This is a genomic window from Algoriphagus winogradskyi (genome assembly GCF_900182815.1).
GTDB classification, from domain to species: Bacteria; Bacteroidota; Bacteroidia; order Cytophagales; family Cyclobacteriaceae; genus Algoriphagus; species Algoriphagus winogradskyi.
The window spans coordinates 343087-365015 of sequence record NZ_FXUA01000003.1 but is presented as its reverse complement, the minus strand read 5'-3'; the positions used below and the strand labels follow the sequence as shown (position 1 = coordinate 365015).

At 40.5% G+C, this 21929-nt stretch carries 16 protein-coding genes; 3 read left to right on the top strand and 13 right to left on the bottom strand.

The genetic code is table 11. The annotated features are described in order from the left end of the window. Positions 1–71 precede the first annotated feature (71 nt). Both QOL76_RS10020 and QOL76_RS10015 read right to left on the bottom strand, forming a co-directional pair. Positions 72–1754: a DUF2207 domain-containing protein gene (locus QOL76_RS10020; protein ID WP_283412822.1), complete on the bottom strand. Its 1683-nt coding sequence runs from the start codon at positions 1752–1754 to the stop codon at positions 72–74. 220 nt (positions 1755–1974) lie between these two features. Further along, positions 1975–2535 carry a LemA family protein gene (locus QOL76_RS10015; RefSeq protein WP_283412821.1) on the bottom strand — a complete coding sequence of 187 codons (561 nt, stop codon included), beginning with the start codon at positions 2533–2535 and terminating at the stop codon, positions 1975–1977. Between the two features lie 325 nt (positions 2536–2860). On the opposite strand from QOL76_RS10015, the gene katG reads away from it, so the two are divergent. Further along, positions 2861–5125: a catalase/peroxidase HPI gene (gene katG, locus QOL76_RS10010; protein WP_283412820.1), complete on the top strand. Its 2265-nt coding sequence runs from the start codon at positions 2861–2863 to the stop codon at positions 5123–5125. A gap of 472 nt (positions 5126–5597) precedes the next feature. On the opposite strand, the gene QOL76_RS10005 is transcribed toward katG, so the two are convergent. Both QOL76_RS10005 and QOL76_RS10000 read right to left on the bottom strand, forming a co-directional pair. Continuing rightward, the gene (locus QOL76_RS10005; protein ID WP_283412819.1) at positions 5598–6386 is read right to left on the bottom strand and encodes a polysaccharide deacetylase family protein; all 789 of its coding nucleotides are present in this window, start codon (positions 6384–6386) and stop codon (positions 5598–5600) included. A 13-nt stretch (positions 6387–6399) separates the two neighbouring features. Continuing rightward, positions 6400–7731, bottom strand: coding sequence for a GntP family permease (locus QOL76_RS10000; RefSeq protein WP_283412818.1), 1332 nt, complete (start codon positions 7729–7731; stop codon positions 6400–6402). 199 nt (positions 7732–7930) lie between these two features. Here QOL76_RS10000 and QOL76_RS09995 point away from each other — a divergent pair, with 199 nt between their 5' ends. Beyond that, positions 7931–10003: a beta-N-acetylhexosaminidase gene (locus QOL76_RS09995; RefSeq protein ID WP_283412817.1), complete on the top strand. Its 2073-nt coding sequence runs from the start codon at positions 7931–7933 to the stop codon at positions 10001–10003. A 228-nt stretch (positions 10004–10231) separates the two neighbouring features. Here the strand turns inward: QOL76_RS09995 and QOL76_RS09990 are convergent, their stop codons facing one another. The 9 genes from QOL76_RS09990 to QOL76_RS09950 form a co-directional block, all read right to left on the bottom strand. After that, positions 10232–10708: an acyl-CoA thioesterase gene (locus QOL76_RS09990; protein WP_283412816.1), complete on the bottom strand. Its 477-nt coding sequence runs from the start codon at positions 10706–10708 to the stop codon at positions 10232–10234. Between the two features lie 109 nt (positions 10709–10817). Then, positions 10818–11120 (bottom strand): DUF1330 domain-containing protein, encoded by a 303-nt coding sequence (locus QOL76_RS09985; RefSeq protein WP_283412815.1) that lies wholly within the window; start codon positions 11118–11120, stop codon positions 10818–10820. 46 nt (positions 11121–11166) lie between these two features. Beyond that, on the bottom strand, positions 11167–11811 hold the full coding sequence (locus QOL76_RS09980; RefSeq protein WP_283412814.1) for an MOSC domain-containing protein: 645 nt from the start codon (positions 11809–11811) through the stop codon (positions 11167–11169). Positions 11812–11974: 163 nt separating this feature from the next. Further along, positions 11975–12385 carry a type II toxin-antitoxin system VapC family toxin gene (locus QOL76_RS09975; protein WP_283412813.1) on the bottom strand — a complete coding sequence of 137 codons (411 nt, stop codon included), beginning with the start codon at positions 12383–12385 and terminating at the stop codon, positions 11975–11977. Then, positions 12386–12637, bottom strand: a complete 252-nt coding sequence (locus tag QOL76_RS09970; RefSeq protein WP_283412812.1) for a DUF6364 family protein — start codon at positions 12635–12637, stop codon at positions 12386–12388. Between the two features lie 427 nt (positions 12638–13064). After that, entirely contained in the window at positions 13065–13898 is an 834-nt protein-coding gene (locus QOL76_RS09965; RefSeq protein ID WP_283412811.1) for a hypothetical protein, read from the bottom strand. Positions 13899–13901: 3 nt separating this feature from the next. Then, complete coding sequence (locus tag QOL76_RS09960) at positions 13902–14852, bottom strand: Smr/MutS family protein (protein ID WP_283412810.1); 951 nt, start codon at positions 14850–14852, stop codon at positions 13902–13904. Beyond that, entirely contained in the window at positions 14849–16147 is a 1299-nt protein-coding gene (locus tag QOL76_RS09955; RefSeq protein ID WP_283412809.1) for a cryptochrome/photolyase family protein, read from the bottom strand. Before QOL76_RS09955 ends, QOL76_RS09960 begins: the two co-directional genes overlap by 4 nt. 157 nt (positions 16148–16304) lie before the next feature. Further along, a complete protein-coding gene (locus QOL76_RS09950; RefSeq protein ID WP_283412808.1) occupies positions 16305–20837 on the bottom strand; it encodes a translocation/assembly module TamB domain-containing protein in 4533 nt (1510 codons plus the stop codon). A 77-nt stretch (positions 20838–20914) separates the two neighbouring features. Between QOL76_RS09950 and tsaD the strand changes: the two genes are divergently transcribed. Then, entirely contained in the window at positions 20915–21928 is a 1014-nt protein-coding gene (gene tsaD, locus QOL76_RS09945; protein ID WP_283412807.1) for a tRNA (adenosine(37)-N6)-threonylcarbamoyltransferase complex transferase subunit TsaD, read from the top strand. Position 21929: the final 1 nt, after the last annotated feature.

Here is a 21929-nt window from a genome sequence, read left to right as displayed (position 1 = left end):
ATATCAAAGTTGATATAGCAACAGGTATAGAGTATGAAAATAGGATCAATCTTGGGAAACAATGTGTTTAACTACCAGCTTCCGCCACCGCCGCCGCCGAAGCCACCGCCAGATGAGCCACCACCACCAGAACCTCCAGAGCTAGATGGGGAACTGACCATAGAAGATTGAGTGGATTTTATGGAATTGTTGAATGATTTGGAGAAATGATTCATCGTCATCATCCTTCCTGTGGAGGAGTAATACCAAGTTGGTGGTTGCAAATTCAAGCCTTCAAATTTCTTCGCCCATTTATCAAACATCCCAAAAGCTAGGGCGTAGCTCATCGTAGTTTCGAAATAGGTGGGATCTTCCTGGAGTAGCATTTTGAGCTTGTTTTCCTCGGCTACTTTGATGAACTGCTTGAAGCCTTTCAGCTCAGACAAAATCATAGTTCCTTCTTTGTTTTTCTTGATCAAAAACTGGCTCATGATCAATAAAAATAAACCAGACACACCCATTGCTATGGCTGCAAGTATTCCCCAGAAAAATAAGAAAACAGGGACTAGAATGAACATCAATAGTATCAATCCGATAATGGTGTAATTTTTGATTTTACGGGATTTATTGACATAATATAATTGAGCGGCATCTTTCAAACTCCCATTTGCGGTACTCATGGTAGTGTAGAATTTTTCCTTGAGGCTGCTGACGAGAACTTCTGTTTTGCTGGCAAATAGACCATTAAATAATTGGCGCTGATATAATGGCGCATCTGCTTCAATTTCCTTCAACTTGGTGAGCTTGGTGTCATCTTTTGCAAACCAACCCTTTTCATCAATCTCCTCAATAGTCAGGTAGCCATGAGATGCCCAGAATGGAATCAAAGAGATCAAGTCAACAGTATCTCCAGAGTCATCGATCAAGAAACCCACCATAGCTGGATCCATGCCTGGAGGTGGATAATAACTAGTTGTGGTTGTTACATGATCGTCTTTTCCATGTTTTTTCCAGATGGAATAGAACCCAAAATAGACAAAAGGAAGAATCAGAGTCCAGCCGTAGTCTGTCCAGAAAGGCCAGAGTGGCTTGATTTCTTTAATGCTTCGCAGTGGTAATTTCAGCAAAACCGTCACTGCTTCTCCTCCCGAGGAAACTATGCCTTCCTTGCTACTACCCGAGTAAATTCCATTTGCATAGCTGGTCTCAAAGTCATTTGTGGGAACATTCGATCCAATGGTACCTGAATACAAGAAATAATCATCTTTCTGAAGAGAAACTCCATTGGGAAGGTGAACCTGAAAATCTATTTTATTAAAAGGAGCATACCAGTCACTCGGCTTGATATTCCAATAGAATTGGATTGCTTCTGATTCAAAAAGGAAAGCATTCTCCACTCTATACCGGATTTCATATTGCTGAGGACCTTCCAAGGTCACATTTGCATCACCGATTTTAATTCGGGCGTTATCAGAATATTTTTGTCCAAATGCTGAAGGTGCATCAAATTTGTATCCAGGGACCTCGATTTGACTGAGTTTTAGTTGACGTTTTTCCAGCTCGCCTTCTTCAGTTTGCAAGTCATAAGCCAACTGAATATCCCTAAAAATTCCATGCTTTGGCACTTCGAAATTAAGGTTGTATTTCTCTACCACATCGAAGTATCCTTCCTCGTGAATAGTAATATCCACTGAATAGGAAGTGACACTAAAATCTTGTGAAAAGGCTTCTAGCTGCGCAAAAAATAAGAGAAATAGAAAGGCGATTTTTTTCATACTAATGCTCATGAACTTGTAAAAATCTCATGGAAAATGAGAAGGAAAGTTGATCAATAATCAATGATTTGGCGCTCCTTCGAATTTGAAAATCTATTGCCAATAGCATAAAAACAAAGCTACAAACTGGATTTTGGTGTGCATCGGTCACCCTACTTCGGGCATTTAGCCTGAAGAGCAAAGAAAGCAATGCAACTTGAATGATTGAGAAAAATATTGGTTAATTAAAACTCACTTTCACATTTTCCCGGCTTTCTGGCTCAGCTTCGAAGTAATCAAAATGCTGATAATTAAACATGCCTGCTACAAGTACTGCAGGGAAGCTTTCGCCATAGGTATTATTCTCCCGAACTGTTCCATTGTAATATCGTCTGGATCTCTCTAGATTTTCTTCGATTTCATTGAGTTTATCCTGTAGCTGCAGAAAGTTGGTGTTGGCTTTCAGGTCCGGATAAGCTTCACTTAAAGCAAAGATGCTTCTGAGTGTTTTTTGAAGCTGATTTTCAGCTTGAATTTGCTTATTAATATCATCTGAAGGAACAGCCATAGCTGCATTTCTTGCTTGGATCACTGCTTCAAGGGTGTCCTTTTCATGGCTTGCATAGCCTTTTACCGTTTCTACTAAATTTGGAATTAGATCATATCTTCTTTTGAGAGCTACATCTATGTTGCTCCATGCATCCTTCACAGTGTTTTTGTTTTTTACAAAACGGTTGAAAATTCCGACGAGAATAACTCCCAGCAGTAAGACGATTCCTATAATAATGAGCGGTGTTACCATATTAGATTGAATTTAAATTAAATTGAGACAAGAAGACTTAAAAAACTACAAACTGTCAAATCCCAAAGATTTAACATTTTCAAAATACTACCTTTTAGCGAAAACTCAACAAAATCGGCAAATTGAAGCGGGCTTCAATCACGTTAAAAGTAGCTTGTTTCCAGAATATTTGATAATTTGAAAAGGCACTAACTATGTAAATGTTGAAGGCTTTTATAATAGTCTCCATAAGAGTCATAGTTTTTATCAATTGAATTTTTTATTACATAAAGAAACCATTGTCTAAATTAGCTCTCGATAAAAATTAAAAACAAACCCTAATAATATGGATAACAAAGAAAACGGACATAACTATACAGACCCTGTTTGGGATGTCAATGATAGCGAGGCAAAATGTCCTTTTACCAGCGGAGCAATCCACAAAACTGCTGGAGGCGGAACTAAAAATCGCGACTGGTGGCCAAATCAATTGAACCTGAATATACTTCGACAGCATTCTTCGAAGTCTAATCCCATGGATCCTGACTTCAACTATGCAGAAGAGTTTAAGAAGTTGGATTTGGCAGCAGTAAAAAAAGATTTGGCTGATTTGATGACTGATTCTCAGGACTGGTGGCCAGCTGATTTCGGGCATTACGGTCCTTTTTTTATTCGAATGGCGTGGCACAGTGCAGGTACCTATCGAATAGCTGACGGTAGAGGTGGTGCAGGATCTGGATCTCAGCGGTTTGCGCCACTTAATAGCTGGCCAGATAATGCTAATTTGGATAAGGCACGCTACTTACTTTGGCCAATTAAGCAGAAATATGGTAATAAGCTTTCCTGGGCAGATTTGTTGATTCTAGCGGGTAATGTCTCGTTGGAAACGATGGGATTGAAAACTTTTGGTTTTGCAGGTGGACGTGTGGATGTATGGGAGCCAGAAGAGGATATTTACTGGGGTTCTGAGGGAGAATGGCTCGGGGATCAAGACAGGTATGCAGGTAGTACTGATGGAGAAAGAAACCTGGAAAATCCACTTGGAGCTTCTCACATGGGATTGATCTATGTGAATCCAGAAGGGCCGAAAGGACAACCTGATCCTATCGGGGCAGCACACGATATCCGTGAGACTTTTGGCCGTATGGCTATGAATGACGAAGAAACAGTCGCTTTAATTGCAGGTGGACACACTTTTGGCAAGACTCATGGTGCTGCAGATCCAGGTGAGTACGTAGGGCACGAGCCTGAAGGAGCAAGTATTGAAGAGATGGGCTTAGGTTGGAAAAATAGCTTTGGAAAAGGTCATTCAGGCGATACTATTACCTCAGGGATTGAAGTGACGTGGACTACCACTCCTACTCAATGGAGCAACAATTTCTTCGAGAATCTATTTGGTTTTGAATGGGAATTGACCAAAAGCCCGGCTGGCGCACATCAATGGAAGCCAAAGGGTGATGCTGGTGCTGGAACTGTTCCAGATGCGCACGATCCGGCTAAGAAGCATGCACCAAATATGTTGACAACTGATTTGGCTTTGAGGGAAGATCCTGCTTATGAGAAGATATCAAGAAGATTCCTTGAAAATCCTGATGAGTTTGCTGATGCGTTCTCCAGAGCTTGGTTCAAATTGACTCATAGAGATATGGGACCAATTCAGCGTTACTTGGGGCCAGAAGTACCAACTGAAGAGTTGATCTGGCAAGATCCAATCCCAGCCGTAAATCACGAGTTGGTCAATGATGCAGACATAACTTCTTTGAAAGCTAAGGTATTGGCTTCAGGTCTTTCGGTTTCTGAATTAGTTTCTACTGCTTGGGCTTCTGCATCAACATTCCGTGGATCAGATATGCGTGGGGGTGCAAATGGTGCTAGAATAAGACTTTCTCCTCAGAAAGACTGGGCGGTAAATAACCCTTCACAACTCGGTAAAGTAATTGATAAATTGGAAGCTATTCAGAAGGAATTCAACTCTAATCAAGCTGGAGGAAAGCAGATTTCTTTAGCAGATATGATTGTATTGGCTGGATGTGCAGGCGTGGAGCAAGCAGCTAAAAATGCAGGAAAGTCAATTTCTGTTCCTTTCACACCTGGGCGGGGAGATGCTTCTCAGGAGCAAACAGATGTTGCCTCTTTTGCTGCAATGGAGCCTGCCGCTGATGGTTTCAGAAATTATTTCCGACCTACACATAAAGCTTCTGCTGAAGAAATGCTCGTAGATCGTGCACAGTTGCTGAAACTTACTCCTCCTGAAATGACCGTATTACTTGGTGGTATGCGTGTGATAGGGACGAATTTTGATAATTCTAAGCATGGTGTGTTTACATCCACTCCAGGTGCTTTGACCAATGATTTCTTTGTGAATGTCTTGGATATGGGAACTTCTTGGAAAGCTGCGGATTCAGGACAACACGCATTCTTGGGTACTGATCGCAAGACTGGTCAAGTGAAGTGGACAGGAACTCGAGCAGATTTGATATTTGGATCCAACTCTGAGTTACGTGCTTTGTCTGAAGTGTATGCTGCTTCTGATTCTTCTGACAAATTCTTAAAAGACTTTGTCGCTGCATGGGATAAAGTGATGATGCTTGATCGATACGATCTAGCTTAAGATGAAATCCTAGAAAAAAGTTAAAGGTGATCTGGAAACGGATCACCTTTTTAATTTTAAGCGCGTGGTACGCAGAGAATTTCGCAGAGGGCGCAATTAATTTATTTTAGCCGCCCAGTGCACGAAGACTCGCAAGGGTTATATCTTATAAATCGACTACTGTCACGTTTCGGTCCGATACACATATCAGGAACGAAACATTTTTACTATGAGCAATTTAGCCGAAATCAAAGTTTGACCTGTTTAGCATTTTGTCCCAGCGGGACAGTTGGCCGGTATCTAAATGTCATAAGGTTAGGTTTCTTCGTTCCGTAGGAACGTATGGTGTCAATTCTTGACCAGTCGTTCCTACAGAACGAATCTCGTTGAAAATATTTTCTTGCTACCAACCACTGGTTCCTACGGAACGGAATTTACTAGAAATCGCTTATTTCTATTCAAGAGATTAAAGCCATTTCTTATGTAGGCTACTTTAATTACTAAGCTTTTTCGACAAATCAGGCTTGATTAAGCGCTTTGCTTCTTTCACATCAATATATTCCTCCAAATCCTTTAGAGAAATCACTGTGAATCCATTTTCTTTTAGATATTCCAAATACTCCTTGAAAAGTTCAGGTGGAGTGTTCACCCAAGGATGCTCGATGTCCGGAACTCCGTGAATTGTCAGAACAACGATCTTTCCTTCTTTGGCTTGTTCAAAGGCTTTCATGATCTCCACTTTGTTCTTTTCATCAGTTGCCCAACTAGGTATCAAATAGGGATGATCACTCAACGGATCGTAAGCTCTGCTTCCTCCAGCCCGGGCAAAGACATAGTTTTTTGCTTCCAAATATTCGAGCGCATCAGTATTTAATCCATAACCTGGATAGGCAAAATTGGTGGGCGTGGGAACTCCTAGTGAGTCACATTTCTGTTCTATGTACCCAAGTTGCTGATTGAATTCTGCTTGGGATAATTTACTGACATTGGCGTGGGTATGCGTATGATTTGCGATTTCAAAGCCCATTCTATCTATTTCCTGAATTTGACGCCAATTCATATATAAGGTGCTGTCGGCATAATTCGGTTGAAACTCACAGACAAAGAATGTCCCTCCAAATCCAAATTCCTTCAGCAAAGGAGCGACAATGGAATACTGACTTGCCGGCGCATCATCAAAAGTCAAAACAACCAGTTTATCAGGGATTGGCTTTTTGAGAATTTGGGCTTGGGAAAAGCTTGTAATAAGAAATGCGGCTATAAGAAGGATAGTAGATCTCATTAAATTTTGTCTATCAGCCTACTACCAATGTAATCAGGTATATGACGCTTATTGCCGTCACAGACATAATTAATGTACCTAGGCTATGTGTTTGATTCCCTTGCTTGATAGATAGTCCGGAGAGTTGGGTTACAGCCCAGAAGAAACTGTCATTGGCGTGGGAAATCGCCATAGCACCGGCTCCGGTGGCCAAAACTGCAAATACGCGCATGGTTTCAGAGTCTAGCCCAAGAGAACCAAGCAACGGAGCAATAATTGAAGCGGTTGTGATCATTGCCACAGTTGAGGAGCCTTGGGCTGTCTTTAATGCAAAGGCAATCAGGAATGGAAGGAAAATTCCCCAGCTTGCTCCACTCATACTTGAGCTCACCAGATCGCCGATTCCTGAGTTTTGCAGCATTTTCCCGAATACTCCTCCTGCGCCCGTAATCAGAATCACAGGCGCTGCGATCAGAATTGCTTCACCGATCCAGCCAGAAGAGGAAAGTAACTTCGCGTCGAATTTCTTTGGAAGGGTAAAGGCCATAAAAGAACCCAGAAGCAGGGCGATGACTGGACTTCCAGCGAATTGGATAAATGTGTAAAAACCACCTTCCCCCAAAGGTTTGGTTGGATACTTGGCGATGGAAGCGATTATAATAAGAATCAGAGGAACGATGATGGGCAGGAAAGATGCAAATGCTGAAGGTCTTTCTTTTTTATCAATCTCCTCAGTTTTGACAGCCATTTTTGGGATTAAAGGAATTTTGTAGGCTACTTTTTTGATGAAAATATAGCTTGGAATCAGCGTAGATAGACTCACGATCAGCCCATAAAAAATAATCATTCCCAGATCCGCCTCATAGATTCCTGCTGTGGCAATTGGCCCGGGAGTCGGTGGGACCAACGAGTGAGAAGCGGTGGCACCGAGAGCCAAAGCTATGGTAGTCGCGGCATAAGGTACTTTTCCTTTCAGTGAAAGAGATTTACTGATGGGGTTCATCATGATGAAGGTACTATCTCCGAATACTGGTATGGATAAGATATAGCCCGAAATCATCATCGCAAGTGTGATCGATTTTTCTCCAATCCAAGAGAGAATCTTCTCGGCAATAACGATTGCTCCCCCGGTTTTTTCTAAAAATGTTCCCATCATCACACCGAGCAAAATCAGCAATCCTATACTTCCTAAAACTCCTCCAAAACCTTCGGAGATGGATTTTAAAATCAACTCCCCGGACATTCCGGAGAGAAGCCCATATAAGATGGCTCCGCAAAAAAGGGCAAGAAATGGATGGATGTCGAATTTGACGATGGCAAGAAGAATCATTGCCAAGGCAAAAAGGATAATCAATAGTGTAAGCATTATAGGTTAGGTTGGGTTTGAGAAAAGAGCTTGAACAAAATGAGTTACAAACCTTCAACCTAAAAATTAGATAAAAAAAGGGAATAATAAAGCCATTTGCAGATATAGCTTTCAATTTGTTTGTTGAATGGGTTCAGTAGCTTTTATTATTTGGTATTTTAGCCAATTCATAATTCTTTGTATCCAATAACCTCTTTTCATGCGTTTATTTTCAATTTTCAGTCTCCTCTTTACCTTAATGATTTTGGCTTCCTGCCGCTCAACTCCAAAGAAAGAAGGGAGCTATATGATTCTGCCAAGTCCTACTTCTTTAGAAATTACAGGCGTTTCTTCACTTTCTGCTACAGAAATTCAAGAATTTGTCAAACAGGCTAAAGCTGATTTCATAGCAGGGAAATCGTTGGCAGGAACAAGTGAAGTTTCGCTTAGTTTAGAGACAACTTCAGGCTTGAAACCTGAGGCTTACATACTGGAGATTACTGAGGAACAGGTGGAAATCAAAGCGGCGACCAAAGTTGGACTTTGGTATGGGGTGATCACACTCGGCCAGTTGGTGCAGGATGCTTTGGACCAAGATGCGGCTTTGCCTTTGATCTCAATAAATGATGAGCCTGCGCTAAACTATCGAGCGATTCAACTCGATGTAAAGCATCACTTGGAAAAGAAAGACTATTACTACGAGCTTATGGATCGCTTGGCAGAATTGAAAATCAATGGGATAATTCTGGAGATAGAAGATAAGCTGGCTTTCGAAAAACAACCCAAAGTAGGTTCATCAGATGCATGGTCCATCGCAGAATGGAAAAAGCTGAGTGATTATGCTATGGCTAGAAATATTCGGATTTCCCCTTTGGTACAAGGTCTGGGACATGCTTCATTCATTCTCAAGCATGATGAATATAAAGATCTGCGGGATGATCCAGCCAGCGATTGGGCTTTCAACCCACTAGACGACCGAACTTATGAAGTGCAGTTTGACTTGTATTCCGATGCACTCGAAGCTTTTCCACACGCACAATATCTCCATGTAGGGGGTGACGAAGTTCATACTACTGGGAGAGAAAGTGGTAAATCTCCATTAGAGCTGCAGTTGATCTGGCTGAATAGAGTCAGTGAATATGCTGATAAAAGAGGGTTGACTCCGATTTTCTGGGATGATATGCCCTTGAAAAACGCAGGAGTGTATAATTCTATATTTAATAGAAATCTTTCTGAGGCACAGGTAGATAGTATCTGGACTGCTAATGAGCCCAACCTCAATAAATACGTGGATATGTTTCCGAAAAACTGCGTTTACATGCGTTGGAACTATAGTGCGCCGGAAACTCCAGGGAATAACAGGGCAATGCAGTGGTTTACCGATCACGGATTCCAAGTGATGGGGGCTACAGCAGGCCAGACACGCTGGAACTTGATGCCGCTTGAAGAAAGTAACACAGCCAATATTCGGGATTTTGCATTGATATCTATCGATAATAAAGCGGATGGGCTGTTGTTGACGCTTTGGGATGATGATTCCCCGCACTTTGAATTGTATCAAAGAGGAATTGCGATCTTTGCTGAATACACCTGGTCTGGCAAAAAGCGTAGTTCGGAGGAGTTGCATGCAGCCTTTCGCCAACGATCTTTTGGTTCTGGATTGGTGTCTGAAGATTTTTCATTTATCAATGACCTGGAGCCTTCGGTAGCTTTTTGGAAAAATGCTTTGCTGGAAAAAGCTGACAGAAATATATTGAAGGGGATGGGAAACCCTATGCAGGATGCTGTTTTGGCTTTGCCGGAAGCAAATGCTCCGGGACAATGGACTGAACGAAATAAGAGTAAACTGGAGAAAGCGCAAGCCAGTGAGTTAGTTTTAGACTCTGTTCTCTATAAAATTTCAGAATCCAAGAAAGCTGCTTTAAGAAATTCCTATACACTTGAAGTCTATGAGCAAGTTGCCAAAGTCACCCAATTCACCAATAAGTCTCTATTGCTACTGGCGGAATGGGATCTAGCCAAAACGGCTGAGGAAAGAGAAGCCACAAAGGAAAAACTTTTGAATTTAGAAGGGGAGTGGAAGAAGCAATTAGCTGAATTGGAAACAGTATATGGTAAAACTAGAGAGTTGAATAAACCTGACGATTACATTTTGGATCAGGACCATCATGTGCATTTAGCGAATCAGGCGATCAAGTTTTCGGATTGGCAGTTTTACGTGGAGGATCTATTTCTCCAAAAACTCAAGGAAGGAAATAGTTTGGAGATGAAAGGAGATTTGGACAATAAGTAGGTGATTTGAACCGCGAAAGACGCGCAGGTTGGCGCAAAGAGTACAATTACTGGTTGGCGTATCAAGAGAACTTTTCCAAAGTTTTGAACTTTGGAAAAGTTACGCTTATTCAATCGTTACGACGTAATGCATTCTACACAAAGCAATTCCTTTTCCTCAGACCAATTGTCCGATGGGACAAAATGTTACCTTCGAACTAACCACTTTTTACAACTTCTTACTTAAAATCTACTCATTAAAGAAAGGCTTCATCTCGTTATGAATATCTTCTCTGAGTGATTTCAGTCGCGTTGCGTATTCTTCCAACTTCTTTTCTTGATCGGTTTGAGGAACCCAAGGCTTTACTTTTTTCGGATTGCCATTTTCGTCAACAGATACGAAAATGATGATGCAGTGCGTCTTTTTCTCAAATTCTTTGTGTCCAAAATCTCTGGAATAAACTTCCACCATAATGTGTATGCTGGAGCTACCCGTGTAAATCACTGCACATTCCACTTTGATCACATCTCCGATATTGATAGGCTTGTAAAACCGGATACCACCTACATAAACTGTTACGCAATAGCTTTCCGACCATGTTCTGGCGCAGGTATAAGCTGCTTGATCTATCCATTTCATCACTACACCTCCGTGTACTTTTCCTCCAAAATTGATATCTGAGGGTTCGCTGATAAACTGGAATGAGGTTTTGTGTGAGGTATCCATAGGGTTGATAGGTTTTTAAAAGTTGCTAAGCTAAGGGATATTTCGGTTTTGTGCAGGATGAAACGAAATTCATGAGGTGGTTAATTTGGATTTTGATGAGGTAGCTCACTTACAGTTTTGATCCCTTGATCAGCCAAACTGACTTGATGGATTTTTCTTTCAAATGGATATGTTTTTGGCGCTCCTCATCTTTGAAGAAGTCTGCTACATCCTGCTCGTTTTCGAATTCCACCAAATGGATTTCATAAGGCATTTCCATGTTTTGCTCAATGATGTTGTCAGAACTTGGTCTATATCTGAGCAACAGTTTTCCATTATGTTTAGCAATCAGCGGAATGGCTACTGCTTCAAACGCTAGAAAGCTTGCCTCCTGACCGTCGAGAATGTAAATAAGCTGTGTGAAATAGATCATTGCTATTGTTGGTGAATCAATGGTTTACTCAGATTTCGGCTCCGTTCTAGGCTTTAGATTCAATGTAAGAACTTAGTAAAAACCGCTTCTTTGGAGGAATAGCTTTGCTGCTCGCAGCGATTTTCAAAAGCTCCTGATTTTTCTCTTTGGCAAAAACTAGTTGGAATAAATCAGCTACTGAGATACTATTCTCTGGGCGTTTAACCAGAATGAATTCATCATCTACGTCCACATACCCTTCTTCCAAAATGCTGAGATAAGTTCCACCATATCCGTGCTGGATAAACTGCTTGATTACCTGTTGCGTCCCAAACTTATGCCCGAATTTATAGCAAGGTTCACGATACTGAGAAACCTGAACCAGCGTTTCCCCAACTTTATAAATATCACCTAGATATACTTCATTTTCATCAAAACCGGAAACTGTCAAGTTTTCTCCAAACATGCCCCAAGACCAATCCAAATCTGGATATAAGGCTCTCCAGTAAGGATACTGCTCTGCAGAAAAGATATAGCAGGCTTTGTAATAACCGCCATGATTTAGTCTATTGGAGACTTCATCGTTGATGACATCGTTTTTTGTAAGGTAGATGGGCTGTCCGGTAGGTTTTTTATAAATCCCGGTAGTTTCTTCCTTTCCGTTCCAGATAAAAGTGGTCGGCTTTCCAATGTTGGTTGAGATGATTTTCATTCTAAAAATGCGCTTAATGGAATTTCAGACTAATTTATCATGATTTTCGGGAAATTCTCAGCGCATCACAGGTTCATTAGTTTTCCAAAATCCCGGTAGTATTCACCGTTAACCTTGAGATTTTAAACACTGAATTTGACTTTTTGATAAAAAAGTAATCAGGTTACTTCTTCAGATACATTTCAGGAGATAATATAGCCAGATCGCTTTTCTTAAAATCCTTCAAGTTTCTAGTAAGGATAACTGATATTTCACTATTATATAGTGCAGCACAATTTTGCAAAGCATCTTCGAAATCCTTGAATTCAGAGTTTAAAGCAGCAAGTACAACTTCCTTGTTCATTGTAGTGATCTCAATAATGCTTAAAAGCTGTTTCAGTTTTTCTATAATTACCTCGTGTTTTGCGATTTTGCTTAGTAGGTAATAGACGTTAGAAATGATGACAGGCGTGGTATAGCCAAATAATTGCCTCAACTCACAGCGAAGAAAAATCTCTGTTGCAAATTGAGCAAATGGTTCTCGGTCAAAGAAAAAATCAAGAATCACATCCGAGTCAATGAGTACCTTATCCATTTACAAATGCTTTTCTTCAAGGGCTTTTTTCAATTCTTTTTTGTAATCAAAATTCTCAGGCATTTTAAATGAGCCCTTTAGCGATTTGACTATAGGAGTAAGCTTAGGTTTGTTCTCTTCTTTATTTTCCTGGGTAAGGCTTTTTAGATAGTTTTCAATGATGTCAGAAAGGCTTCGGTTTTTGTCTTTCGCATATTCCTTTGCTTTTTGAATCACATCCTGCTCTATAGTTAAGGTGAGTTTAGTATTCATAAGCTGTTTTTATCAAATATAGTAAGAAAAAATTACACGTGTCCACTTTCTTTTTCTTACACGTGCTATTAAGTTTATGGTTTTGTCTTTTGATTTTCGATATGGCAAAAGCTTTTTTTAATTAGTATTGAAATATTTCAAAAATTGACCCTACTGTTAAGATTAGACCCATAAATGAACCAATAAGTAATATAGCGGATGGGATTTCGTAATAAAGGTTTTCATTAGACTTCACAAATTGGAAGATTAATCCACCAATAATTAGAGGGATGGTTATGAAGATAAAATAAGTCCAAAATATTGGGATTAAATTGAATACAATTACCAGTATTCCTACAATTTTCGGTTTGTAGATTAGTTTATCCATTAAAATCGGAATGTCAATAAGCTTATCAATACCAAACTTACTGTATGATTTACCATCGCCTTACCCCAAAATCTTATCGAACAACTGATGTGCCTGAGCCTCAGCTTGGGCCGAGAGAATTTTCTTTTCTGCTTTGAGCTCCTTCGCCCAATCCAGATACTTTTTGGAAACATCTTCTTTTGCACCCAAAAAATGCATCAATGACTGAAGTGACAGGTGGTTAGAGTACCAAGGTTTCAAATTGTTTTTCAGCACTTCTATTTCCTCATGGATTCCTGTAATAAAAATAGGGTTGAAGCCCATCTCAATTAATGTGTTTTCCAACATGATGATGGTTCGCAGCCCTTCAAAAGTGTCTTTCAATGCCTTACTATCCATTGCGCCTTTGTGGTCTAAATTAAAAAACTCCAGTTCATCTTGTATGATCTGGTTGACGGCGGTGTGGATAGCCAACGGCTTTATGCCTCTGCTTGCCGCTTGGGCTTTATGGTGAAACTCGTCCCAGCTTTTCAGTGTGCTTCCTACGATCAAATCAAAAGCATCCGTATAAAGCTTCTTCTTGTATTTATCCAGGTGGATTCTATATCCATTGTACTTGATTCCCAGCGCTTGCTCCCGGTTATTCAAACTTTTCTCTGCCAATTTGAAATGATGGATTTTCCTCAGACTTCTCTTCATCTGTTTGAAGTCCGAGAAAATATTGAAATTCAATCCTTCAATATCAAAGTGAACCTTAGCCATTAAGTCAGCATAGAGCTCCAAAAAATCCATTTTGCCAAGAAGTTCTATGGCTTTTTTAGATTTGATTTGCTTTCCCAAAACCAAGAAAAGCGCTTTGGCTTCCTGGTGTTGGGTTTCAAAAAGCTGAAAGACAGGGGATATCTTAGCCTGCATAGTTTAGGAGATTCTGACAAGTGTTGCTCCATAGCCCCACTGGTCTTTTTGAGTATCCTGAAAATACTTAATATTTTGATGCTGACTCAATCGCTTGTGAATTTCTTTGCGGAGCACGCCATTTCCGATGCCATGAATGAACGTGATCTCGTCCATTCCTGAAGCGATCGCCTGGTCTAAGTTTCTATCAAAAGCTTCCAATTGAACCCGAAGCATCTCCGAATTACTCATTCCTTTTGGATCAGTGGCTAGCTTTTCTATATGTAAATCAATTGATCTGGATGGTTTTACTGCCTTTGGAGTTTCAGTCTTTGGCCTGATTTCGTCTAGTTCCTGATTCAGCGCACGGATATCCAATTCTTTGGTTGTCTGCTCCAAGCCAAAAATGTATGCTGTTTTATCCAACCTTGGCGCTTTGCTCAGGTGTTTGAAAAACTGAGTAGGCTTCATCTTCAGCTGACGCTCGAAAGCTGGGATTGCCTTTTCCAAGGTGTTATGAATCGGAATAAAGCGAAGCAAGAATGCTGGCCATTCGTCCATTTCCTTAAGCATTCTATCGTCAAATTTCTTTGCTTCGCCTGGATTTAGGGTAGCAGCAAGTAATGTTCGTTGATTGGTTCCGAAAACTTCTGATGCATGCGCCAAGTAAGGCTGACGACTGTCATTGATCAGATAAAGGCTCAGACTTTGGTCATTGATTGGAAGAAAAGCGAGGTAGAGCCCTTGATCTTTTGGACCAGAAATAGGAATTGGAGTTTCGATTTCTTTCTCTTCTACAGCCTTTTCTCCAAAATGCTGTTTTTCAGTTTCGTGAATTAGTACCAGTTCTGATTTGAGGGCAGGAATGATGAATCCATCCTCGATTTCGATTTGCATTCTACCACTAGCCGAAATTTTCCGGATGATTCCTTCTTCATTTCCATGTAGTAATCTTACTCGGTCTCCGATATTCATTGATTCAGGGCTGATTTGTAGGTGTCGATTGCACGTTGCCTTGCAAATTTATGATCTACTATCGGTTTTGGGTACTTATCTGAGTTTATTTCAGGAATCCATTTTTTGATGTACTTCCAGTTCTTGTCAAATTTCTCCTGCTGAGAACTCGGATTGAATACCCGGAAGTAAGGCTGCGCATCTGTTCCGGTCCCCGCTGCCCACTGCCAACCGCCATTGTTAGAGGCCAATTCAAAGTCCAGTAATTTCTCCGCGAAGTATGCTTCCCCCCAGCGCCAGTCAATTAGGAGATGTTTGGTGAGAAAAGATGCAACGACCATTCGCACGCGATTGTGCATGTAGCCAGTAGCATTGAGTTCACGCATACCGGCATCTACGATGGGATAGCCAGTTTTCCCTTCGCACCAAGCAGCAAATTCTTCTTCATTATTTCTCCATGGAATTTGATCGTAAGCGGGTTTGAAAGCTTTATCAACCACTTCAGGGTTAAATGCCAAAATCATCATGTAAAACTCCCGCCAGATCAATTCATTCAGATAAGTGGCGTTAAGTTCTTTAGCTTTCGATGCAAGTTGTCGAATAGAAATTGTGCCAAAGCGTAAATGAATACCAAGTCTTGATGTGCCGTTTTTGGCAGGGAAATCTCGTGTTTCATTGTAATGTGCGATGATTTCTTCATCTGCAGTTTTGGAAGGAATAGAGATGTCACTTTTTTCAAAGCCGATTTCCTTCAAAGTTGGGAGTGGGAATTCCTCCATTTGAAGCAGATTTTTCCAATGCATAGGTTTGAATGCCTCGAGCATGGAAGGATTTAGCTTACTCAGCCAAACTTTGCTGAAGGGAGTGAAGACCTTATAAAATTCCCCAGACCCGTTCAGAATTTCTCCAGGCTCAAAGATTAATTGGTCTTTGTATTGATGTAATTCAATATCCTGCTTGTTCAGCAACCTAGCTACTTTCTCATCCCTACTTTTGGCATAGGGCTCATAGTCCCGATTGGTGTATACAGCTTGGATGTCGTATTCTTGAAGGAGCTCTTTGTAAATGCTCTCAGGGTCACCGTATTTGATTAGCAGAGAAGATCCTTTTTTGCCTAGTTCTCCATGGATTTTACTAATCTGATCGTAAATGAATTCCACTCGCGCATCAGTCTTATCTTCTAATTTATCAAGTATGTTCTTGTCAAAAATGAATAGTGGTAAGACATGCTCACCTTCACCTAGGGCTTTAAATAATCCATGGTTATCTTCTAATCTAAGGTCTCTTCTAAACCAGAAAATGCTGACTTTTTTCATTGGGATTTTATTAAAGTAATAGTGTGAATGGGGTGATTGTTTAGAGTTTTTACATTTTGGTATTTCCTGCAGATTTACGTGGATCAAAAACGTGGGTAGCTGCAGATTTCAAATAGTTCTATTTTTAGTGAAAATCAGCGACAATCAGCGGGAAATTTTACTCAAAACTCCCTTCTTTCAATAGCTTAAACCTTCTTTCGCGATTCAGCGAGTCAAGCCTTTCTTCTATATTATCAAGTTCAATTTTTTCCCATTCCGTTTTATTTTCAAACTGGTAGCGCAAGAAATCATCCTGATCATTTATCATCAATTTTTCTTTTTTCTTACGGGTGATTTTATTGAACAACTCCGAAAAGGAATTAAATGAAACACTTTGAGATACAGCAACGCCATAGGTAGAGACGTTTTTCGACAGAGAAAGCGAGGTAAATGTATTGAAGTTATTTCTGTTGAAAATTCTGATTCGGTACACCCCATCCTCGGTAAGCATGTATTCAGCTTGCCAATCACCAATGATGGATGATGCACTGGCATTTCCCTGATTATTGGTAAAACCACCATCTCTAGATACGCGGAGGCGTCCATCTAGGAAAGTGTAGGCAACACTAAGTTGGAAGGTTTCTAATGCATTTTGATCCAGACTCGCTACATCCAAATCAACCTCGAGATTTTTATCTACCTGGCCAAGAAAACTATTGAGCTGTGAGGATAGCAATTGTCCCAAACTGGATGAAATATTGGAAACACCGGAAAATTGTCCCTCTGGGGAGAAAGATCGTGTCATAATTACAGAGAAGACCTGACGGTTCATTTCCTGCTCATCATTAGCAATCTTATTCTGGAAAGAGGAGATGGTCGTTTGGGTTTCACCGCTGGACGGGAATTCTGAAAAATCAAATCCAAAACTAATGTCAGGAGATAGTAATTGTCCATCCAGATTCAGCAACACTTTGACAGGGTATCGGCGAGTGGCTGTAGTACTTTGATTAGTCTGAGTGACCGAGCTTAGAAGTAGAGGCTGCAAAGATACACTTTCAGTATATTCTGCTGAAATGTCCATTATTCCACTATAGGGGTCTCCATACCATGTAATTCTACCGCCAGGTTTGATGCTGAATTGCTTTTTCACCACATTATAAAGGGAGAAATTATACATCCCCTCCGTGATTTCGTAGGTGCCATTTAGCGTGAAATTCCCTTGTGTGTCCACATTCATTGTCAAAACTCCACGCCCTCGCCCGGATATACCTTCCTCTGTTCGGGGATCGATTATTATTTCAGCATAGGCATCAGGGGTTATGTCAAGCACGAAATTCATCCGTACATTTTCTATTTCCAATCGATTAATCTCCTCGGCGATTTGCTGAATCCGAACAGTGTCTTGGATATTGATCATATGGATAAAATCCTCCTGAGCCTGTGTGTTACTGCTGGTTAATGGGATATAAATCCTCGTATTTGGCTGGCTGGTAGCTCGTGCATTGATATCCAGGTTTTTAATGGTGCCTACAGCTTCAAGGGTGCCTGAGACGAATGCTGTGCCGTAAAAGGTTTCATTGTCCTCATCTGTAGTATTCATCACCTGGAGATTGTTTAGGTTGGCTCTAATGTCCAAACGGATGTTAGAGAAGCCTTGGTGATTTATGCCTCCGGAGAGCGTGGCTTGATTGCCAAAAAGATCTCGCATAGAAACTTGCTGAAGGCTGATTTGATTAGGTCTGAAAAGTATATCTCCGTTAAGTAAATAGGTGGTTTTAAGATAGTTGACAGTCATTCTTCCATTGTTCAATCTTCCCGTGCCCTCCACTCTAGGTGTAGCCATCGTCCCTCCCAAGTTTAATTTACCAGAAATACTGCCTCCCATTCCTGATAAGTAGTTGGATAAAAATGGTTCAAGAATTACTAAGCTTGCTTCATTCAAAGACGCCTGCATATTCAGTTCTTGATTTTCTGTGAGAATGTATCCACCGATGTTGATCGTTTCTTTTCCTTGATTAACATTAGTAAGGGAAACTTGCAATCGCTCTAAATCCAAATTAGCCTTTGCACTCATGTCACCTATTGGAAACTGGTTAATAGCGAATTCATTTAGACGGAATTCTCCTTGCATCAAAGGTCTATCGAATAGTTGTTCAAAAGATATAAGACCATTGGCAATACCGTCGAAGTCCTGCGGGAAAAGTGTGTTGAGTAGATCAATATTTACATTGTCTACCAATAGATTCAATCTATCCTCAGCCTTGTTGCTCGCAGTGCCTTGGATGGAAATAGACTGGTTTTCATTGAATATCTTTAGGCTATCAACTTGTATTAATCCAGGAGTAATTGTGATTAGATTCAAAGAGTCAAATTTCCATTCCCGATCAAGTACTTTCAGTGAAGAAGGTTCAAATGACAGTTGGGTATTCTGGCTGGAGAATTTGGCTACCGCATTGACTCTGGCAGCACTCTGAGTAGAATCTTGATCCAATGTAAGATCTATATCCATTTGGTTTTGGTCCCAAATGGCTTCAAACCCAAAATTGGTAAATTGTAGGGATTTGCCTAATTCCTGTGATTTTGAATAGACATAAAAGGAGGCTAGAATGTCTGGGCTATTAATGATTTTTGAAGTGTTAAAATCTATATTAATGTTTTGAGCAGAGTTGGTTTTATACCTCAACGTATCAATGCTTGTAAAAAAATTAAAGACTGTATTCTCAGCTGTTTGATAAAATGCCCCCTCGAGAACCATGTTTTTAGACAGACTTAAATCAGGCTCAAAAAGCTGAACAATTGGGTTGATATTGATAAGTCGGAGATTCAAATCCAGGTTATAAATCTCAGAGAAATTGCGCTCCAGATCAGCTATTGGCTGCTCCTCGTTCAGCATAATTGCGATGTACTGATTAAGGAGAATGTCTAGATCACTACTCATTTGCTCCAGATTGAATTGTCCCGAAGCTGCAGCAACTAAGTAATCAGAATTTATTGACATGGTTCGAGTGCCTCCTGCAAAAAGAGATTGGAAATTGAAGCTTCCTAGCTCCAAAAGTCTATCCTCGTAACCGACGACAATATTTCGGAATCTAGCAATTCCCTGAATGTCATCTAGCTCTATTCCTTTTACATCTATATCTAGATTTCCACTGATGAAGGCTGCCTTTTCGGTAAGATTCAATCGATCCAGAAATGCCGTATCAATTTCCAAGCTCATCCTGACAGAGTCTGTTGATTCCCGAAGATTCACCTCACCATTTGCATTGATTTTGAAATTCGGGTCTTTAACTGCTAGGTTACCTTTGAATAGATCCCTACCATAGGTTGCATCAGTTTTGATGTTGGTGTATTGGTAGTTTTTGAACCCAAATTTGCTCACATCTGCATCCACATCCAGCAGCAAGTTTGCTATGGAATTACCGGTGGTGGTGATGCGCCCATTGAGGCTTACTTTTTGAAATAGATCCCGATCTTCGGCAATTATTCCAAGATCTAGATTTTGGGTTGTGATATTGGAAACAGTTTTTGGCAGTCCATCTACCATTTCAAAACTCACCCTGCCAGTAATGTCACCAATTGAAGTTTTGAAATCACCATTGGTATCAAAGCGATGCAAATAACCCGCAAAATCAGCTGTGAGCCGTACAGTATTGAATTTGTTGATTTCTTTGGAAATATTGATCGGCAAATATGGAGCTAAATCTTTAGCTAAAATTGTAGAGTTTTTGAGTGATAAATTAATATAGGTATCATCAATATCTGGTAAACCATCTAGTCTAAATGCTCCGAAAATTGCTGTTTTTTCACCTAGCCTAATTAGGAATTCTTCTGATCTTAGATCTGATACTGGGCCAGCAATTTTTCCGGATAGATAGATTTCATCATCAATATCAGGAAGAGATGGAGCGAAAAGTTTTAAATCACCCAAGTCTAACTTGGTTTCATCAAAATTAGTGATGACGACAACTTCCTCTTCAAAATTGGAAAATGCTGAAGGTGTGGCGTATTCAAAACGGAGGAAGTTTTTGACATGACTATTGACTGATTTTAGGCTTAGCCTGTCAAACTCCATGAATTCAGGCCCATATTTCATATTGGTTTTGAGTTCCATAATCTCAAAACCCGATGTGAGTTCAGTGCCTGTAAGCATTTTAATATCAGCACCGATCTCCGGACCTTCCAAGTAAAAGTTAGAAGCATTTAAAGTGATGTCTGAAAAACGCAGTCTATTGTAATCCAGGCCTTTCGTGATCGCATCGGTGATCTCATTTACAATAAATATTTCAGAGTTTCTGAGCTCTACGCTATTGATTTTAAACTGTGTGGGTCCTGTACTCGTACTACTCGAACTAAACATGTTTGATAGTTCTTCCACCCATAGATTGATATTCATTGCAGAATCACCATCATGGGTTAGTAGATGCAGCTTTGCATCTTCCATTCGGACTTCATTAATAGTGGTGATTCCTGGTGGAATTAGCGAAAGCAACTCGAAGTCTGCATTGATCTTTTTGGCACCAATCATCAAACTATCCCGATGATCTCTAATAATAACATCGTCTAACTCAAGTGCATCCCACCAAGTGAGTCTGATCTTACCGATCTCTGTGTGGAAATTTGAATTATTATTGAGAATGCCTGTTACAGAATTAATTGCCACATTTTGAACCCAAGTGATCTGTAAACTCAGAGCCACCACAATAAAAAACATGACTAATGAAAAGACGATCCAAAGTATTACCCGAAACGCTTTGTGCAAAAAATCCTTAACTTTCGCGTTCTTTTCCAATGGGTACCAACGATATCTTTATTCTAGCAATTGAATCCTCGTGTGACGAGACCTCTGCGGCTGTTATAGCTGACGGCAAAGTACTTAATAATATTGTCGCTACACAATCTGTTCACGAAAAATATGGGGGGGTAGTTCCGGAGCTTGCGTCACGCGCGCACCAGGAAAACCTGATCCCTGTAGTTCAGGAGGCCATTTTGTCATCTGGGATTTCCAAAGATCAACTTTCAGCCGTAGCATTCACTCGGGGTCCCGGATTAATGGGTTCCTTACTTGTGGGAGTGAGTTTTGCAAAGGCATTCGCTTTTGCAAAAAAGATCCCACTCATTGAAGTCAACCACATGAATGCGCATATTTTGGCGCATTTTATAGAAGATCCCAAGCCGAATTTTCCCTTTATCTGTTTGACTGTGAGTGGTGGCCATACACAATTGGTCCTGGTGAAAGATCCACTGGATATGAAAGTGATAGGAGAGACACAGGATGATGCAGTCGGTGAGGCATTTGATAAAACAGCCAAGCTGCTGGGATTGCCTTATCCGGGAGGTCCACTTATTGACAAATATGCTACTGAAGGCAACCCGAAAGCTTTTCAGTTTCCGATCACCAGAATGCCTGAATTGAATTACTCATTCAGTGGAATTAAGACGGCTGTGCTTTATTTTCTTCGCGATCAACTGAAAGAAAATCCGAAGTTTATCGAAGAGAATTTAGCAGATCTGTGCGCTAGCATTCAGTATTCATTGGTAGAGATGCTCTTGATAAAGTTGAAAGCGGCGGTCAAGCAGTATGGGGTGAAGGAAGTAGCAATCGCTGGTGGAGTTTCTGCCAACTCAGGATTGAGGGATACGTTGACTAAGTTGGCAGCACAAAAAGGCTGGAACCTGTACATTCCAAAATTTGAATATTGTACAGACAACGCGGCCATGATTGCCATGGCAGCACATTACAAATATCTGAAAGGAGAATTTTCATCAATGGATGTAGCTCCTCTCGCAAAAATGAAAATTTAAG

Bases quoted from the DNA above. Each gene is read 5' to 3' on its own strand.
- QOL76_RS10005 (WP_283412819.1), bottom strand. From the start codon at position 6,386: ATGAGATCTACTATCCTTCTTATAGCCGCATTTCTTATTACAAGCTTT.
- QOL76_RS09980 (WP_283412814.1), bottom strand. From the start codon at position 11,811: ATGAAAATCATCTCAACCAACATTGGAAAGCCGACCACTTTTATCTGG.
- QOL76_RS10000 (WP_283412818.1), bottom strand. From the start codon at position 7,731: ATGCTTACACTATTGATTATCCTTTTTGCCTTGGCAATGATTCTTCTT.
- QOL76_RS09960 (WP_283412810.1), bottom strand. From the start codon at position 14,852: ATGAATATCGGAGACCGAGTAAGATTACTACATGGAAATGAAGAAGGA.
- QOL76_RS09990 (WP_283412816.1), bottom strand. From the start codon at position 10,708: ATGGATACCTCACACAAAACCTCATTCCAGTTTATCAGCGAACCCTCA.
- tsaD (WP_283412807.1), top strand. From the start codon at position 20,915: ATGGGTACCAACGATATCTTTATTCTAGCAATTGAATCCTCGTGTGAC.
- QOL76_RS09995 (WP_283412817.1), top strand. From the start codon at position 7,931: ATGCGTTTATTTTCAATTTTCAGTCTCCTCTTTACCTTAATGATTTTG.
- QOL76_RS09965 (WP_283412811.1), bottom strand. From the start codon at position 13,898: ATGCAGGCTAAGATATCCCCTGTCTTTCAGCTTTTTGAAACCCAACAC.
- QOL76_RS09950 (WP_283412808.1), bottom strand. From the start codon at position 20,837: ATGTTTTTTATTGTGGTGGCTCTGAGTTTACAGATCACTTGGGTTCAA.
- QOL76_RS10020 (WP_283412822.1), bottom strand. From the start codon at position 1,754: ATGAAAAAAATCGCCTTTCTATTTCTCTTATTTTTTGCGCAGCTAGAA.
- QOL76_RS09955 (WP_283412809.1), bottom strand. From the start codon at position 16,147: ATGAAAAAAGTCAGCATTTTCTGGTTTAGAAGAGACCTTAGATTAGAA.
- katG (WP_283412820.1), top strand. From the start codon at position 2,861: ATGGATAACAAAGAAAACGGACATAACTATACAGACCCTGTTTGGGAT.
- QOL76_RS09975 (WP_283412813.1), bottom strand. From the start codon at position 12,385: ATGGATAAGGTACTCATTGACTCGGATGTGATTCTTGATTTTTTCTTT.
- QOL76_RS09970 (WP_283412812.1), bottom strand. From the start codon at position 12,637: ATGAATACTAAACTCACCTTAACTATAGAGCAGGATGTGATTCAAAAA.
- QOL76_RS09985 (WP_283412815.1), bottom strand. From the start codon at position 11,120: ATGATCTATTTCACACAGCTTATTTACATTCTCGACGGTCAGGAGGCA.
- QOL76_RS10015 (WP_283412821.1), bottom strand. From the start codon at position 2,535: ATGGTAACACCGCTCATTATTATAGGAATCGTCTTACTGCTGGGAGTT.